At 33.6% G+C, this 16,274-nt stretch carries 14 protein-coding genes and 1 pseudogene; 3 read left to right on the forward strand and 12 right to left on the reverse strand.

Annotated features, from left to right (window positions below; all coding sequences use genetic code 11):
• Positions 1 to 99: 99 nt before the first annotated feature.
• Positions 100 to 873, reverse strand: coding sequence for a formate/nitrite transporter family protein (locus M2098_RS10585; RefSeq protein ID WP_280684318.1), 774 nt, complete (start codon positions 871 to 873; stop codon positions 100 to 102).
• Positions 874 to 1,050: 177 nt separating this feature from the next.
• Here M2098_RS10585 and M2098_RS10590 point away from each other — a divergent pair, with 177 nt between their 5' ends.
• Positions 1,051 to 1,395 carry a zinc ribbon domain-containing protein YjdM gene (locus M2098_RS10590; protein ID WP_134171218.1) on the forward strand — a complete coding sequence of 115 codons (345 nt, stop codon included), beginning with the start codon at positions 1,051 to 1,053 and terminating at the stop codon, positions 1,393 to 1,395.
• Between the two features lie 10 nt (positions 1,396 to 1,405).
• On the opposite strand, the gene M2098_RS10595 is transcribed toward M2098_RS10590, so the two are convergent.
• The 8 genes and pseudogenes from M2098_RS10595 to M2098_RS10630 all read right to left on the reverse strand — a co-directional run bounded on the left by M2098_RS10595 (position 1,406) and on the right by M2098_RS10630 (position 9,266).
• Positions 1,406 to 2,896 (reverse strand): amino acid permease, encoded by a 1,491-nt coding sequence (locus M2098_RS10595; RefSeq protein WP_280684315.1) that lies wholly within the window; start codon positions 2,894 to 2,896, stop codon positions 1,406 to 1,408.
• A gap of 103 nt (positions 2,897 to 2,999) precedes the next feature.
• Positions 3,000 to 3,731, reverse strand: coding sequence for an amino acid ABC transporter ATP-binding protein (locus tag M2098_RS10600; RefSeq protein ID WP_134171214.1), 732 nt, complete (start codon positions 3,729 to 3,731; stop codon positions 3,000 to 3,002).
• 1 nt (position 3,732) lies between these two features.
• Positions 3,733 to 4,422 carry an amino acid ABC transporter permease gene (locus M2098_RS10605; RefSeq protein WP_280684324.1) on the reverse strand — a complete coding sequence of 230 codons (690 nt, stop codon included), beginning with the start codon at positions 4,420 to 4,422 and terminating at the stop codon, positions 3,733 to 3,735.
• Positions 4,423 to 4,485: 63 nt separating this feature from the next.
• Positions 4,486 to 5,256, reverse strand: a pseudogene (locus M2098_RS10610) (transporter substrate-binding domain-containing protein); the annotation flags it as partial.
• 346 nt (positions 5,257 to 5,602) lie between these two features.
• Positions 5,603 to 6,124: a flavin reductase gene (locus M2098_RS10615; protein ID WP_280684312.1), complete on the reverse strand. Its 522-nt coding sequence runs from the start codon at positions 6,122 to 6,124 to the stop codon at positions 5,603 to 5,605.
• Between the two features lie 16 nt (positions 6,125 to 6,140).
• Complete coding sequence (locus M2098_RS10620; protein ID WP_280684310.1) at positions 6,141 to 7,307, reverse strand: hypothetical protein; 1,167 nt, start codon at positions 7,305 to 7,307, stop codon at positions 6,141 to 6,143.
• Positions 7,308 to 7,407: 100 nt separating this feature from the next.
• A complete protein-coding gene (locus tag M2098_RS10625) occupies positions 7,408 to 7,824 on the reverse strand; it encodes a hypothetical protein (RefSeq protein ID WP_280684308.1) in 417 nt (138 codons plus the stop codon).
• A gap of 89 nt (positions 7,825 to 7,913) precedes the next feature.
• Positions 7,914 to 9,266, reverse strand: a complete 1,353-nt coding sequence (locus tag M2098_RS10630) for an MATE family efflux transporter (protein WP_280684322.1) — start codon at positions 9,264 to 9,266, stop codon at positions 7,914 to 7,916.
• 215 nt (positions 9,267 to 9,481) lie between these two features.
• On the opposite strand from M2098_RS10630, the gene M2098_RS10635 reads away from it, so the two are divergent.
• Positions 9,482 to 10,834: a DUF2130 domain-containing protein gene (locus tag M2098_RS10635; protein WP_280684306.1), complete on the forward strand. Its 1,353-nt coding sequence runs from the start codon at positions 9,482 to 9,484 to the stop codon at positions 10,832 to 10,834.
• Between the two features lie 20 nt (positions 10,835 to 10,854).
• On the opposite strand, the gene M2098_RS10640 is transcribed toward M2098_RS10635, so the two are convergent.
• Positions 10,855 to 14,115 carry an SNF2-related protein gene (locus M2098_RS10640; RefSeq protein WP_280684304.1) on the reverse strand — a complete coding sequence of 1,087 codons (3,261 nt, stop codon included), beginning with the start codon at positions 14,113 to 14,115 and terminating at the stop codon, positions 10,855 to 10,857.
• A gap of 162 nt (positions 14,116 to 14,277) precedes the next feature.
• Here M2098_RS10640 and M2098_RS10645 point away from each other — a divergent pair, with 162 nt between their 5' ends.
• A complete protein-coding gene (locus M2098_RS10645; RefSeq protein WP_280684302.1) occupies positions 14,278 to 15,255 on the forward strand; it encodes a WYL domain-containing protein in 978 nt (325 codons plus the stop codon).
• 10 nt (positions 15,256 to 15,265) lie between these two features.
• Here M2098_RS10645 and M2098_RS10650 read toward each other — a convergent pair whose 3' ends face one another.
• Both M2098_RS10650 and M2098_RS10655 read right to left on the reverse strand, forming a co-directional pair.
• Positions 15,266 to 15,817: a DNA-3-methyladenine glycosylase I gene (locus tag M2098_RS10650; RefSeq protein ID WP_280684301.1), complete on the reverse strand. Its 552-nt coding sequence runs from the start codon at positions 15,815 to 15,817 to the stop codon at positions 15,266 to 15,268.
• A 61-nt stretch (positions 15,818 to 15,878) separates the two neighbouring features.
• A complete protein-coding gene (locus M2098_RS10655; RefSeq protein WP_280684320.1) occupies positions 15,879 to 16,166 on the reverse strand; it encodes a PTS glucose transporter subunit IIA in 288 nt (95 codons plus the stop codon).
• Positions 16,167 to 16,274 lie beyond the last annotated feature (108 nt).

Consider the following 16,274-nt stretch of genomic DNA (forward strand, 5'->3'; position numbering starts at 1 on the left):
CAACAACGTTATGAATATCTGAAAAAGAAAACGTATAACCATTTTTATTCAACTGGTTATACGTTTAGTGCAATCCTTAACTTAATGACATTGGCATATTTACTCACTTTCAATGTTTCTCATCGCAATTAATGAATATGGTAAAGCCACAAATACAATTGCTCCTATTATATTTCCAATCGTTACAATTCCAATGTTATAAAAGTATCCTTCGATATTTACAAGAACGTCAACAGGATGAATTAAAGATACACTTAGCAGTGTCATATTAGCTACACAGTGTTGAAAACCCATTGTTATAAAGGCATATAAACACCAAAACAACATAATTAGTTTACCACTTTCACTTTTCATCTTGTAGTAACACCACATACCTAGACATACAAGCGTATTACATAAAATTGCCTTACAAAGTAATTCAACAGCAGAACCATGCATTTTATCCATCGCCCCATGTGCCATGAATTCACCAACCGGTCCAGTATCTAATCCAGTACCAACAAATAAGAATGCAAGAATAATTGAACCAATCCAATTACCAATGAAACTAGCTACGAGCACTTTAATCACTTGTTTTGTTGTGACAGTTTTTTGTATCCACCCAATCACCATCGCTAACACATTTCCAGTAAATAGTTCACCACCCGCCATTGTTACTAAGCTTAGTGCAATTCCAAAGGATGCACCCATCATTGGTTTAGTAAAAGCAGAACCTGCAAGTTGTCCACCAACTGTATAAGATAATAAAACAGCAAACCCAACAAACATTCCTGCAATCATACTTGACACCATGTATCCAGCTGGATTTACGGATAATAGTTTCGCTTTCTTTTTTGCAGTTTTGCTTACTGCTTCAATTCCATCGTTAAACATAGTTCCTCCCGAATTTCATACAAGAAGAAGTGTACCATAGCAAGCTAGCGATGAAACATATCTTTTTAAACAAGTTATCATATATGTAAACATATAACATACTAAAGAAATAGTCGTTTATATATAGGTGTTTCCTTATTTATATGATATACTTTCAACGATAAAAGGAGAAAAAACATGGCCGATATACCTGCATGTCCTAACTGTAATGAGAATTACACGTATGAGGACCGTGGACTGTTTGTTTGCCCAATGTGTGGCAATGAATGGACACAAACTGATACCGACCTGCTAGCAAGTCAAAACGAAGTCAAAGATGCAAATGGAAACATACTGCAAGCTGGTGATTCTATCAGTATTATTAAAGACTTAAAAGTAAAAGGAAGTTCCTCAGCATTAAAAGTGGGAACCAAAGCAAAAAACATTCGTTTAATCGATGCTAATGATGGACACAACATTGAATGTCGCATTGATGGTTTTGGTATCATGAAGCTAAAAAGTGAATTTGTAAAAAAAATCTAGTTCTCATCGACTAGATTTTTTTGACGTGATGAATACTTCTCGCTTTTGGAAAGATCCATTTATTTATTTCATAATGTTTTAACTTTCGCGTCATTTTCTTCGTATTTGCAACACGTTTGCTTTCGTGTTGATACGAAATAAGAACCAAACTTAACACAACAAGAAACATTCCAGTAGTGATCATGACATATTGTTTCGCACTCATTAAGGCAAGCACATCAGCACTTGGTACGAAAGTAGCAATAAATACAACAATTGTTGATGCTAAACCAACACCACCAACTAGCAATTTCATATATTTGCCACCATGAATTTGAAAGTCACGATGTACTCCTCTTTTGGTAAAGATAATACGCAAGTAACTTACAAACAACAAAATGTATGTCACCATATACATCATAACAGTTAATGACATGGCAATTTTAAATGCACCATTATTTCCACCAAACAGTAATGTAAGAATTGCACCTACAACACTTACAATTCCTCCTTGCAGCATTACAAGTCGAACCGGTACTCCATTTTTATTAACCTTTTTAAAATATGGAGGCAATAGTTGGTCTTGCGCAACAGCATACAATGTTCGAACAGGTCCAACGACCCACGAGCTAACTTCTCCAACCATTCCTAGAACTAGCAATAATGCAATAATTCGTATCAAAAATGACAAACTTGGAATCACTTGCTCTACTGCAATTTGAATTGCCTGTAATACTCCACTATTTAAGGATAATTCACTTGCAGGTACAACAATACCTACAGCTAATCCTCCTAACGCATCTAGAGCAACTGCAAAGAAAACTAATGCTAGAATCGCAATTGGATAATCGCGTTTTGGATTTTTCATATTGCTTGCATAACTTGCACTAGCTTCAATTCCAGCAAAAGCTAAAATAAATGGCACAAAGCTACTAATTGAAAATGAATGTTCAATATTTTCAATGCTCGTAACTAGCGACAAATCGATTTGTGATGGATGCCCTTGTACCAAGTATGTAACTGCTAGAACTAAAAATATAACTGAAGGAATAATAATTCCTCCGATAAAACAAACTTTAACAATGACATCTGTTTTTGAAATTCCCCCAAGTTGAGAAAATGTTAACACCCAAAATATCAGTAAGAATATTATATATTTTAATACTGGATTCGTATTTAAAACAGGCATGTCTAAGGCAAATGATAATGCTCCAATAATAAAGTAAAGCATCGTAATAAAGTTGATGGTATTTTGAAGCCACTGCATGCATACAGCAACAAATCCCATTCTTTCATTTAATGCATTTTTAATCCAAGTAAAAACCCCACCTTCTTCCCAGCCATCGATGGTCGCCATTTCCGCAGAACATAATGCAACAGGCAAGAACCAAACAAAAGCTGCCGCTACTAGAAAAATAACAGCAACCATTCCAGATTGGGCAAAAGCTGGATATTCATCTGCAGACATCAACATGGATGCGGTCAAAGTAAAAAAGCCAAACAATGTTAATTTCTTTTTCATTCACTTCTCCTATCTCTATTTATTATAAGCATAAACATAAAAAAAGCCCACACATAAGCATGAGCTTCACTCTTTCAAATCTTTTAATTAAATCTAATTTCTATTATTGTTTAAATCGATGTAAAAATGCTTTTGTTCGATCATGTTTTGTATGTTCAAACACTTCCTCAGGAGTTCCTTCTTCTACGATGACTCCTTGATCCATAAAGATGATTCGTTTACTTACATCTTTAGCAAACTGCATTTCGTGTGTAACAATTGCCATTGTTAGACCTTCCTTTGCTAGGTCTTGAATAACCTTTAGTACTTCTTCTACCATTTCTGGGTCAAGTGCACTGGTTGGTTCATCAAACAGCAATACTTCTGGATCCATACATAATGCACGAGCGATTGCGACACGTTGTTTCTGTCCTCCAGATAGTTGCGTACTAGGCTTAGAAGCAAAGTCACTCATACCAACTTTTTCTAAATACAACATCGCTTTTTCTTTCGCTTCTTGTTTGTTTCTTTTTAAAACCTTGATTTGTCCAATCATACAGTTTTCTAAAACATTCATGTTATCGAATAAGTTAAAACTCTGAAATACCATCCCAACTTTTGAACGATATTGGTTTAACTCTAGACTTTTCACATCTTTATCATGGAAGTAAATACATCCTCCATCAGGGTTTTCTAGTAAGTTAATACAACGAAGTAGTGTACTTTTCCCACTTCCACTGGATCCAAGAATACTGATGACTTCCCCTTTATCAATATGGAAATTTACATCTTTTAAGACTTCTTGTTTACCAAACGATTTCTTTAAATGTTCAACCTTAATAATTGTAGTATCCATATTACACTCCTCTTTCTAACGTTTTTGGATGTCCCATACGTTTTTCAATTAGATTTAAAATCACCGTAGCAATCGTTGTAAGGAATAAGTAGACCAAACTAGTAACAAAGAATGTTTCTGAGAATTGATATACTGAACCAGCAACACTTGTTGATTGGAAGTATAAATCAACGACCCCAATTACATTTAACATACTACTATCTTTAATATTTACAATTAATTGATTTCCAATTGAAGGTAATTGATTTTTAATCGCTTGCGGTAAAATGATAAACATCATTGTTTGTAGATTTGTCATTCCAATACTACGTGCACCTTCTGTTTGTCCTTTATCAATTGATTGAATCCCTGAACGAATGATTTCTGCCATGTATGCTCCTGTATTTACAGAAATAATAATCATACCAGCTGTTAATGGTGTCCATTGTAGGATTGGTTTTAGTAAATAGTATAGGAAGAATGCTTGAACCATCATTGGCGTACCACGAAGCACCCAAACATAGAATCCAACAAATGCATGACTAATCTTTTTACATATTTTTACAGGCAAGGAATCACTTTCTTCAACTGTAAAGCTACGTAATGTTCCAAGTAGTAGTCCAATAAGTAATCCAAATAAAGTACCTACAAAGGCTAAAATCAACGTTATTTGTACACCATAAGCAAATAATGGCCAATACTCTTTTGCGATATTTGTTACTTTCGCGAAGAACCCTTGGTCTTTAACAGCAACACCATCTGTTGGTTCACCTGTTTCTGGTTGATTTTTACGTGCGGATTCCATGTATCCAACACGCTGTTCATCACTAATTTCATCGAGAGCCTTTTGAACTTTTTCATAAAACTCTGTTCCACGACTTCCTTCTTTTAGTCCAATGGAAACACTTGTATCAATATCAAATCCTTTATCTTCTGCAAAGTGCACAATCGTTAAATCCGGATTTGATGCCACTACTCCTTGCGCAACTGGAAGTTCTGCTGTAATTCCATCCACTTCATGTTTTTGCAAAGCAACAACCATCTCAGGATATGTCGCTTTTGGTGTAGCATGTTGTACGTTTTCTATTTGATCAATGACGGTATCGTAGTTTGTGCTTTTTTGACCAATGATGTTCTTTCCACCAAATTGTTGAATATCATCATAACTAGCTTCTTCCCCATCAGCACGAGTAATCATTACCATTTCTGATTCATAGTATGGTGTTGTAAAATCAATTCCTTTTTCTCTAGTTTCATCTGCTGTCATACCCGCAATAATTGCATCAATTTCACCAGACTCTAATGCAGGTAGCAACCCTTCCCATGAAAGTTTTTTAATTTCAATTTCCTGACCTAGCTTATCAGCAATATTTTGGGCAATCATTACATCATACCCATCACAATATCCCGCACCACCAATTGATACAGAAGTATCAGTAGCGTCCATTGTTTGCCAGTTAAATGGTGTATAGTTACACTCCATTCCAACAACAAATGTATGTTCATCGTTTACTCGTGCTTTCTGTTCTTGACATCCTACTAGCATTGCAAGCACAAATAAGCAAAGAAAGCCCAATCGTAATTTTTTCATTCTATATCCTCCAACTAAAAAATGCCAGCAAAAGCACAAGCCTACTGACATAGAAAATGAAAAGTAGATAGCGCTCTTACATAACGTAAACAGTGATATGGTTCTTCGCCATACCCCCATATTATGTATATACCTACACATAATATTCGGCAAATTTTCGCCTTCTATAAGTCACTGAATGTCTTCTACTTATAGATTCTAAAGATTTGCAACCTCTATCAAAATATTTGATTGTTGATGTGATTATATCACCTTAATTATAAATTACAAGTACCAAGACTGTAATTTGTCGAAAAGCAAACTATTTATTTGCTTTATCCTTACTTCGATTATCAATAACAGCAATCACTTCACCCATGATCTCTGTATGTACAGGTTCAACTGTATAGAATTGATTATGAATTTCATGATTTACTATGGATAAGTCTTGCACATGTAACTTACGACAAACAAGTGTGATGTCTGCTTCTTTGTAAGCCATGATACCATCCTTATATTCATATGCATGCAATGAAGTGTTTGCAAGTTTATTTCCATCTTTACCCGAAGTTTGACCTAGATATAATAAATCTTTCTCATAACGTTCATCAAACATACTTATAGTGAAAAAATCATTCGCCAATATAAAATTATATGTAAATCGATTTCTTCGAACATAGGTTGTTGCCACTTTTTTATTCCATATGATTCCAACAGTTCCCCAACCAATCGTCATCATATTGAAATGATCTTTTCCTCCTGCTGTAAGTAATGCGCTTTTCCCTTGAAAGATATCATATCCATCAAGTTGCAATACTTCATGAATATTTGCTTCATGATCCATAACTTACTCTCCTATTCTAATTTAACTGTGTTCCATTTAATTTATTAATTCGTTCTAATTCTTTTTCGTATTTCTTCACAAGATAACTATGTTGTTGATCCAATGTAATTGAATCCATTAGCACTTGTTTTACAAATGGATATGCCTTTGTCTTTTTTCCAGCCTCGATGAGAATCGCTCTTGTCATTGTGTTATTATACTCATCTTTTACTTTTTCTTGGATATCTTCTAAACCATATCCTGCTTGCAAGTATAATCCAACGATATTACTCATCCATCGTGAATATAACATATCATTCATATCTTTATCATCAAGCATAGCACTCTCATGTATTTTTTCAAAACAAACATCAATCTTTTCTTTTAAGTATTTGACGTCTGAGAACTCTTCGATAAATACATCTTCTGCTACATAAGTATATGTACCAAATCCATACTCAACAACGATTTCCTTCAGTGCTGTAAACACATCATCTTTTTCTCTAGCTGGTAGTTTACGTGAAAACTTACCTACATATCCTAACAAATGATCATAAGACATGCCAACACGTTCCATATATGCTTCATCAATGCTTACCAAAAACATGTGAACGATTCTTGCCATATCTAGTACTGATGACATTTGTTCATCTTCGATTAAACTTTTTGCTTCTTCGTCGACAATTGCATCTAAATCATCGAGCAATCCATCAACATTATAGTATGTATCATCACTATTACGGTAACGTTTAAATAACAGATCTAATGTATTCATGAAACTTGTGTTCTCTATTTCATCAAGCAATTCATCTCGTTCATCACGTATCGCTTTAAACATTTCTACTAGACTTGGATTATCGTGCAATACAGCACATGCAAACTGTTTTACAAATTCATAATCGGTACTTTCCACGAGTTCAATAATGTCATAATCCACTTCTAAATTATCAAGTTCGTCGTTTTCCTGATCACCAATCCAAAGTAATGCAGCAATTGCATGTACGCAATCTGCATATGGTGTACATGCTCCACAATCACAATGTAAGATTTCTTCTGTAAAGCTATTTACGACTACATTTTGCCCATCGACAATAAACTTATATGTGTCTTCTTCTTTTTCTTGAAGTACAACTAACCCCGCATCATACATGCGAATTGCATCTTCAATAATCTTATTTTGATTAACCCCTGTTTTTTCATTCATATGTTAAACCCCTCTTATTTTATTTTACATGGTATGACGCATATATACAAATCAAAGAAATGTACAAAAAAATCAAGCATTCAATATGCCTGACTTTCTTTTACACCACATCGATATCATTATCTTTTGCCCACTCTAAGGCTTCATCTCTTTGGATTTGTTGCTTGAATTCAAGATATAACTTTTGCATTTTGTATTCGTTTAATTTTCCTAAAAAACCAGTTAGTCCACCATTATTATAGGCATCAACTAGCATTTGTCGGTTTGCCTCATCATGCTCTTGTTTAATGAAAGCACGCGCAACACTCGCTTCATTCATCTCTCTTGCACTTGGAAGTGGAATTAAAATATCTCCATATTGACTGACAAAATCTTCAACTGTATATACTTCGTCATCATAAAAGAGACCATCTCCATCATCCACCATAATTGTTTGATCATCTGTATTGTAGTACATTCCGTCTACATCATCGATATCACAAAACGCTCTGAATAAATCGTCTTTTGAAATTTGCATAAATATACCCCCTTTTAACGATCATATCCTTCTACTATTTTTAGTATAGCACGAATATCTACGGTTGGAAGTTCTTTACTCAAAACACACTATGCTTCTTTTTTAAATCCATGCATCCAATCAACTTTGTGATAGTATACAAAGAAACAAAGACTACTTAGTCCCCACGTTAGTGGATACACCCAGTATACACTAATAATACTTTCAAAGAAGTATCCCATTATCGTTAGAAAACTTACACGGATTAAGCACCAGCAAATCATCATCACGATCATTGGCACAAAACTCTTTCCTGCTCCCCTTAAAATAGCAGATATACAATGCGAATACGCTAGCAAGCAAAAAAACAAACTTGCTGTTCGTGCTCGATCTGTACCAAAAGCCACTACTTCAGGCTCATTATTGAATAATGCAATTAGCATTGGTGCAAAGATAAACACCAATATCCCAATAATTTCTGCTAGTATGACTGAACATATCATGCCAAACTTTGCACCTTTTTTGGTTCGTTCATAATTTTCAGCACCTAGGTTTTGACCAACAAAAGTTGTTAAAGCCATTGTAAAACTAGAAATTGGTAAGAAAGCAAATCCTTCAATTCTCGAGAATGCTCCACATCCTGCCATTGCATTTTCACCAAAGAAATTAATATTACTTTGGACAACTACATTCGCAATCGCTATAATCGAATTTTGGAATCCTGAAGGTAATCCATAATCAATAATTAATTTAAACTCTTCTTTATGAAAACGTACTTCACGCAAATTTACTTTATATACATCATCTGTTTTGGTTAGACGATGTAAACATAATAAAGCACTAACAAATTGTGCGATGATTGTAGCTATAGCGGCACTACCAACACCCATACCTAACACAGCGATAAAAAATAAATCAAGTACAACATTGATTAATGAAGAAATAATTAAGTAGTATAGTGGATGTTTACTATCCCCTATCGCTTGCAATATCCCAACAAAAATATTGTACATGACTAACCCTAGAGAACCAATAAAATATATCCTAAAATATTCAATACTCTGTGGCATAACTTTCTCTGGTGTTCCCATCAAATCCAACATTATTGGAGCTAACCATGTTCCTAATATCGTTAATAACACACCTGCTACTAAACCAAAAGCAATTGTTGTATGAATTGATCTAGACATACTATCATAGTCTTTTGCCCCAAAGAAGCGTGCAATCACAACCCCTGCTCCCATCGCAATTCCATTAAAGAAACCAACCATTAGAAATATTAAATTTCCTGACGAACTAACAGCAGCAAGTGCACTTGAACCTAAAAAGTTACCTACAATCAAGGAATCTGCCGCATTATATAATTGTTGAAATGTATTCCCTAAAAACAATGGCATCGCAAAGAATGCGATTTTTTGCCAAATGGGTCCTTCAGTCATGGACGTGGACTCGCTTTTTGACACTCCATTCATAATTTCATCCCCAATCTTTTCTTGTCTATTATTGTATCAAAAATAGGTTACATTGCCATCCCCTTTTTTACATGCACGAATTTTTATTAAGTCATGCATGTCATGCATCCTAAAACTATATATACATTTTCACAATTCTTTTGAAGTCTGTACAAATAAACAGACACGATTAATGGTATAATACAATCAATTAAGGAGGTATAGATATGCATAACATACAATGTCCACATTGTCACAAAACCTTTGCTTTAGATGATGCTGGATACGCCGATATACTCAAACAAGTAAAAGATAAAGAATTTACTCAAGAGTTACATGAAAAACTCGAACAATTAGAAAAACAACATCAACAAGATTTGGATTTAGCAAACGAAAAAGCAAAAGGTACATTACGTCAAGAACTTTCAAAGAAAGAGCAAGAGTTACTAGATTTGCAGGCTAAAATTGATGCAAGCGCACAAGAAAAGGAGCTTGCTGTTCATAAAGTGCAACGAGAAATGCAAGAACAAATTGCAAATCAACAAGCAAAAATATCTGAACTACAAGCAAAAAGTGAAGCTCTTGATAAAGAAAAAGAATATGCAATTAAAGATGCTCTTTCTGATAAAGACAAAGAATTGTTGAAACTTAAAAATAAACTTCATGCTTTAGAATTAGAAAACCAAAACAAACTAGAAAAAGTACAACATGAAGTTGCTTTGAAAGAACGTGAAAGTGAATTAGAAAAACAAACATTAAAAGAGACCTATGAGTTACAACTGCGCTTGAAACAAGAAGAAGTTGAAACCTATAAGGACTTCAAAGCACGTCAATCTACTAAAATGATTGGAGAATCACTTGAACAATATTGTGAAAATGAATTCAATAAAATTCGTGCGACAGCCTTTCCAAATGCACAGTTTGGTAAAGATAATTTAGCTGTTGAAGGTACGAAAGGTGATTACATCTATCGTGAGTTTGATGATATGGGTAATGAGGTTATTTCGATTATGTTTGAAATGAAAAATGAAGCAGATCAAACTACAACAAAAAAGAAAAATACGGATCACCTAAAAAAATTAGATAGCGATCGTACCAAAAAGAATTGTGAGTATGCTGTACTTGTCTCAATGTTAGAAATGGATAATGACTTTTACAACAACGGAATCGTGGATATGTCTTATGAGTATCCAAAGATGTATGTCATTCGTCCGCAGTTTTTTATTCCACTGATCGGTTTATTACGCAATGCTGCACTTAACACACTTACCTACAAACAGGAAGTTGCACAAATGCGTGCACAAAATATCGATATTACCAACTTTGAAAGTGAATTAGATGCGTTTAAGGATGCCTTCGGTAAGAACTATGAACGCGCAAGTAAACGTTTTAAAGATGCCATTGATGGAATTGATAAAACCATTAAGCAACTGGAGAAAACAAAGGATGCTCTACTTTCTTCCGAAAACAACTTACGTCTAGCAAATAACAAAGCAAATGACTTAACTGTCAAAAAGCTAACGCATGGAAATCCAACGATGAAAGCAAAATTTGATGAACTTAAAAAGGAAGATAACTAAAATCTTCCTTTTTAAGTTCGTTATGTATTGTCTCGCTTTAATAACTCCATTATATCTGAAGCAGACATTTTTGTAATACTTCCCTCTGAATTTTCAACAAATGTATCAGCGATCTCTTTCTTTTTCGCTTGAAGTTCTAAAATTCGCTCTTCAATCGAATTTTTCATAATTAAATTAAAGACTGTTACTTCATGTTCTTGACCTATACGGTGTGCTCTATCTGTTGCTTGATTTTGTGCAGATAAATTCCACCATGGATCATAATGAATGACTGCTTGTGCATTGGTTAAGTTTAATCCCACACCACCAGCCTTTAAGGAAATCAAGAATACATCAGCTTCACCAGCTTGGAACTTTTTAACTAACTCTTTACGCTTCGTTTTATTTACTTCCCCGGTAAGTTTCAAATATGTAAAGTTTCTCATATTAAGCTCTTCTGCAATAAAGTCTAAGATCGTTGTAAATGATGAGAAAATAAGTACTTTTTGCTTACTTTCTTTTAGTGATTCTACAATTTCCATACATCCTCTAAGTTTACTAGAAGCATGGTCAATGTTATCAAATAACATACGTGGTTCGCAACAAATTTGACGTAATTGCATAAGTAATTTTAGAATCTCAATTTGGTGATTATCTTCACTTTGTGCGAAAGCTTGTAAGTCATCATTTACTTGTGACAGTTTTGCCACATATAATTTTTCTTCTTCCACATCAAAATTAAAGCGTAGATTCTTTTCAATTTTACTTGGTAGTTCTTTTAAAACTTCCTCTTTTCTTCGACGTAATAAGAACGGTTCAATTCTACGTTTTAAAATTGCTTGCTTTTTCTCGTCATTTTCTAAAACAATAGGACTTTCATAGTTTGCCTTGAAATATCGATAATTATATAAATATGTAGGCATTAAGTAGTCAAAAATACTCCACAACTCAGCTAAACTATTTTCAATTGGTGTTCCAGTTAAAGCAAATCGCACTCGACTTTTGAGTCGCTTTACACTTTTTGCGGCTTTTGTTGTTTGGTTTTTAATATACTGTGCTTCATCAATAATTACATAATCAAATTGCTTTTGTTCATAAGCTTCAATGTCACGTTTTAAATAATCGTATGTTGTGATAATTACATCATAGGAATCAATTGTCTCGATCATTTCTTTTCTTGTCTGCATATCTCCATAAATACACAAATACGATAATGATGAATCAAACTTTTCAAGTTCATCTTGCCAGTTAAGCATTAAGGAAGCAGGTGTCACAATGATACTTGTCTTTCCAGCCTCGTGATTTGTCTCAAGCAAAGCAATCGCTTGGATTGTTTTTCCTAACCCCATATCATCAGCTAGTATTCCGCCAAGTCCATACATACTTAATAACATCATCCATCGTACTCCGTGTTTTTGATAATCTTTTAATAATTTTTCATACTTTGGATGAATTTGTAATTTACTAGCATCGATATCATCAAATGAATGTAAGAAATCTTGAAAACTTTGTTCTTCCTTTCCCGTGATTTGCTTAAAGTTATGAATTGCATCATCCATTTGGAATGCGTAATGAACAGGCACTTGCATCGTTGTATCAATATCGCGTACATCCATATGCATGTCTTCCATCATTTGATCAAATTCTGCAATACTTTCTCCTTCTAAAGAAATAATCTCCCCATTTTTTAAACGATGAAATTTTCGCTTTTTCCGATATGCTTTCAAAATATCTTTTAACTCGTCTGGTTTACAGTTGATACTATCTAAATCGATAGATAATAAATTATTCTCGATACGAACACCAACTTGTATACCGACTGACTTTGTCTTATCAAAGTTCTTAATTGCATCACTTACAAACACTTCTGCATAGTCTTTTAAACTAGGTAAGACTTGTTCGATAAAGAAGATCGCATCTTGGTCATGAAAACTTTTTATAACCTCTTTCAATCCTTCTTGTTTCTTAAAACCATATGACTCTAGTACAAACTTTAGATTATTTGCATTGTGAGAGATCGCACGATTATCTTGTTCGAACAAGCTTTTTGCATATCCATCTTCCCAGTTTAATAATACTTTAACAATTAAATTTTCATCTTGGATATCAGCATATAAAGAAATTCGGTCTTCATAGCTTTGATCGATATCGACACCATGAAATACAACTGTATTTTCAAATACACTTAGTAAATAACTGATAGTATTTTGTAAGTCATCTTTATGTATATAAAACTGGTCATACATAATTTTCTTAATAAACTCGTGTACCATTTTATCATCACGCACAACAAGTCGTTTGAGTACTTGTTTTTCAAATTGATAGTAGTGTTGACTACCTTCCATATAGTCATGAATATTGCCATCTTGAAGTGAAAGTAAATAGTATTCACCTAGTGCTAATACATCAACATCTACGATGAAATCTTCCTCAGCAAATTGAATGTTGATAAGTTGAGAGAGTTCTTGAAATGTATCAAAAAATGCATCAATGTTCTTCTCATCAATTGCTAAATAGCGATCATCATTTGCATATGTTGAGTCTTTTATAAAACGTTCTATAAACTCGATGGCTTGTTGACTTGCTTCGTCAAATGAATGTATATGATGTGTAAACGCTAGAAATTTTCCATATTTTACATAGTTCTCTTCATGCAAGTTACGAATGAATTGTTGAAAGCTTTTTAGTACATACATTTTTTCATAACCAATTTTTGCACTTAACATATAATTATTTGTATAGCGATAATAGTAGTAATTTTCTTGACGTTCAAATTCGAACTCTAAATGGTACACATGATTATCATATGTTGAGATCAAACTGTTTTTTTCTTTTTCCTGCATTTGTTGGAGAAACTCAAGTGATTCTTGGACGTAATAACTTGCTTGTATTTCTTTTCTACGTAGTTCTTTTTGACGCATAATTGCTTCGCGTTTTTCATTCAAGCTATTAACTTGTTGGTGAGGTGTACTAACCTTAGATGAAGAGATAATTGGATCAGGTGTTTGATATTCATTACGATACTTAAATAATGCCAATCCTACATGTCCACATCCTGAACTTGGTGAGTGAAAACGACAGTTACAATAATGGCTTTCGATATGATCTAATGCATCCAAACGAATCTTTACATCACTTTCATATCCTTGATACAACACGGTCGCAAGAATATCCTGTCCAGTCTCACCTGGAAGAACATCATATGCAAGAAAAAGATCATCTTCTCCTTGATGTCGTTTTGCCCAATTAAAATTCCCTGGTTTTTTTACAACACTTTTTATTAAATCATCACTTAAGTACATAGAACGTCTCCTTTGTATCCCTTTATTTTACCATATCCTACAATAGGTTTACACATGAACAATTTTACTAAATAAAGTTCTTGTTTTACATTGTTACCATATCAATTCTCTAGTACAAAAAAAGTGACACATGTTATGATATATCATAGAAGAGGTACTACTATGGATCAAAAGAAATCAATCCCTTTAGCAATACTAGAAATTTTACGAAGCGATAGTGATGATAAGCATCCACTCACTAGAAGTCAGCTACAGGAATTACTTGAAGTACGTTATGGTTTACAAGCAGAACGTAGAACGCTCTATGCAAATATTCAACTATTACAAGAATTTGGTTATGATATTTCGACATATGAGCAAAACAAAAAAGGATATTATCTTATTGAACGTACCTTTGAACCAAGTGAAGTCAATCTAATATGTCATTCCATTCACGCATCTGCTATTATTCCCGATTCCGAAAGTAAACATCTTATTGATGCACTGTTAAAAACACAAAGTAAATACCAAGCAAAAGCATTTCGTGAACGTGTATATACAACAAATACCAAGAAATCAAATAATCGTGAATTCTTTTTAAATATTGAATTACTGCTTGAAGCAATTCAACAAAGAAATAGAATTAGCTTTGTATACACGAAATACAACTACGATAAAAAGCTTGTTGCTCGTCGTGAAAAGCGTTATGAATTATGCCCTTATGAACTTGTATACAATAATGAGCGATATTATTTGATTGGTCATAACGAAAATCATAAAGGACTATCTCATTATCGAATCGATAAGATGCAAGATGTGCACTTGAAGCAAACCTTATTTGATCGAAAGAAAGATGTGAATCCCTATGACTATGTTGCCAATAAGATATACATGTATTCTGGAGATGAATTAAGCATTCGTTTGCATTGTGATGAAGCAATACTTGATGATGTAATCGATACATTTGGCACAAATATCAAAATAAAAAAACTTGATAATCATGATTTTGAAGCCACTATTACATCCACAAAACAAGGAATTATGTATTGGGTTTTACAGTATGCAAAATATTGTCAGATTCTTGAGCCTGTGGATTTACGAGAGGAAATGATGTTTATTCTCGATAAAGCTCTTATAAATTATAAAGGAGGAAAGCGATAACTTTCCTCCTTTATTTATGATATAAGTAACACTCTGGTTCATGACAATCTAAGACACCAATTGCTTGCAAGTACGAATAGATAATGGTTTCACCCACAAAATTCATTCCTCTTCTCTTTAGATCTTTCGAGATTTGTTTAGACAAATCAGAAGATCCTTGATCTGGTTCACAAATCGTTTTACCATCAGTAAACTTCCAAACATATGCATCAAATGTTCCGTATTCTTTTTGAATATCTTGAAACACTTTTGCATTTTGAATAGTTGCGAGTATCTTTCGTCGATTCCGTACAATGGATGCATCTTGCATAAGATTTTCTACTTTCTCATGTGTATAATGACTTACAGCAATGACATCAAATTGATCAAAAGCATCCTGAAATGATTGTTGTTTATTTAAAATGCATTCCCAAGACAAACCTGCTTGGAATGATTCAAGTACTAGCATTTCAAATAGTTCTTTATCATCATGTGTTGCTCGTCCCCACACATGATCATGATATTTTACATAGTTTTCATTGTCGAGATTTACCCAACGACATCTTTTTTTGTTTATCTTCATAGGTATACTCTACCATAGATATCGTGTTAAAAAAAGAAAAGGACTTTCGCCCTTTCCCATTTTATTTACATGTAATATCCAAAGCCTCATTTGCTTGAACCGTTTTTGATTCGATTGAGACTTCTTTGTGTTTTGTGAATACAACCATCACTGTGGAATCAATTGACTTACTTTCAAGAAATGGTAAATCAAAATCTACTAATTTACTTCCTTGCTTTACTTTATCTCCGCTATTAACAAAAGTAGAAAATCCTTCTCCTTGTAGATTGACTGTATCAATTCCAATATGGAATAATACTTCACTTCCATCTTCAAAAGTCATTCCTACTGCATGTTTTGTAGGAAAAATAGCAGATACAACTCAATGTCATTAAGTTAAGGATTGCACTAAACGTATAACCAGTTGAATAAAAATGGTTATACGTTTTCTTTTTCAGATATTCATAACGTTGTTGTG

The organism is Breznakia sp. PFB1-19, from assembly GCF_029893935.1.
Lineage (GTDB): Bacteria > Bacillota_I > Bacilli_A > Erysipelotrichales > Erysipelotrichaceae > Breznakia > Breznakia blatticola.

What these genes read in the sequence shown, in the direction of transcription:
- M2098_RS10620 (WP_280684310.1), bottom strand. Translation starts at nt 7,307, where the DNA reads ATGAATGAAAAAACAGGGGTTAATCAAAATAAGATTATTGAAGATGCA.
- M2098_RS10585 (WP_280684318.1), bottom strand. Translation starts at nt 873, where the DNA reads ATGTTTAACGATGGAATTGAAGCAGTAAGCAAAACTGCAAAAAAGAAA.
- M2098_RS10650 (WP_280684301.1), bottom strand. Translation starts at nt 15,817, where the DNA reads ATGAAGATAAACAAAAAAAGATGTCGTTGGGTAAATCTCGACAATGAA.
- M2098_RS10645 (WP_280684302.1), top strand. Translation starts at nt 14,278, where the DNA reads ATGGATCAAAAGAAATCAATCCCTTTAGCAATACTAGAAATTTTACGA.
- M2098_RS10640 (WP_280684304.1), bottom strand. Translation starts at nt 14,115, where the DNA reads ATGTACTTAAGTGATGATTTAATAAAAAGTGTTGTAAAAAAACCAGGG.
- M2098_RS10615 (WP_280684312.1), bottom strand. Translation starts at nt 6,124, where the DNA reads ATGGATCATGAAGCAAATATTCATGAAGTATTGCAACTTGATGGATAT.
- M2098_RS10595 (WP_280684315.1), bottom strand. Translation starts at nt 2,896, where the DNA reads ATGAAAAAGAAATTAACATTGTTTGGCTTTTTTACTTTGACCGCATCC.
- M2098_RS10635 (WP_280684306.1), top strand. Translation starts at nt 9,482, where the DNA reads ATGCATAACATACAATGTCCACATTGTCACAAAACCTTTGCTTTAGAT.
- M2098_RS10590 (WP_134171218.1), top strand. Translation starts at nt 1,051, where the DNA reads ATGGCCGATATACCTGCATGTCCTAACTGTAATGAGAATTACACGTAT.
- M2098_RS10600 (WP_134171214.1), bottom strand. Translation starts at nt 3,731, where the DNA reads ATGGATACTACAATTATTAAGGTTGAACATTTAAAGAAATCGTTTGGT.
- M2098_RS10625 (WP_280684308.1), bottom strand. Translation starts at nt 7,824, where the DNA reads ATGCAAATTTCAAAAGACGATTTATTCAGAGCGTTTTGTGATATCGAT.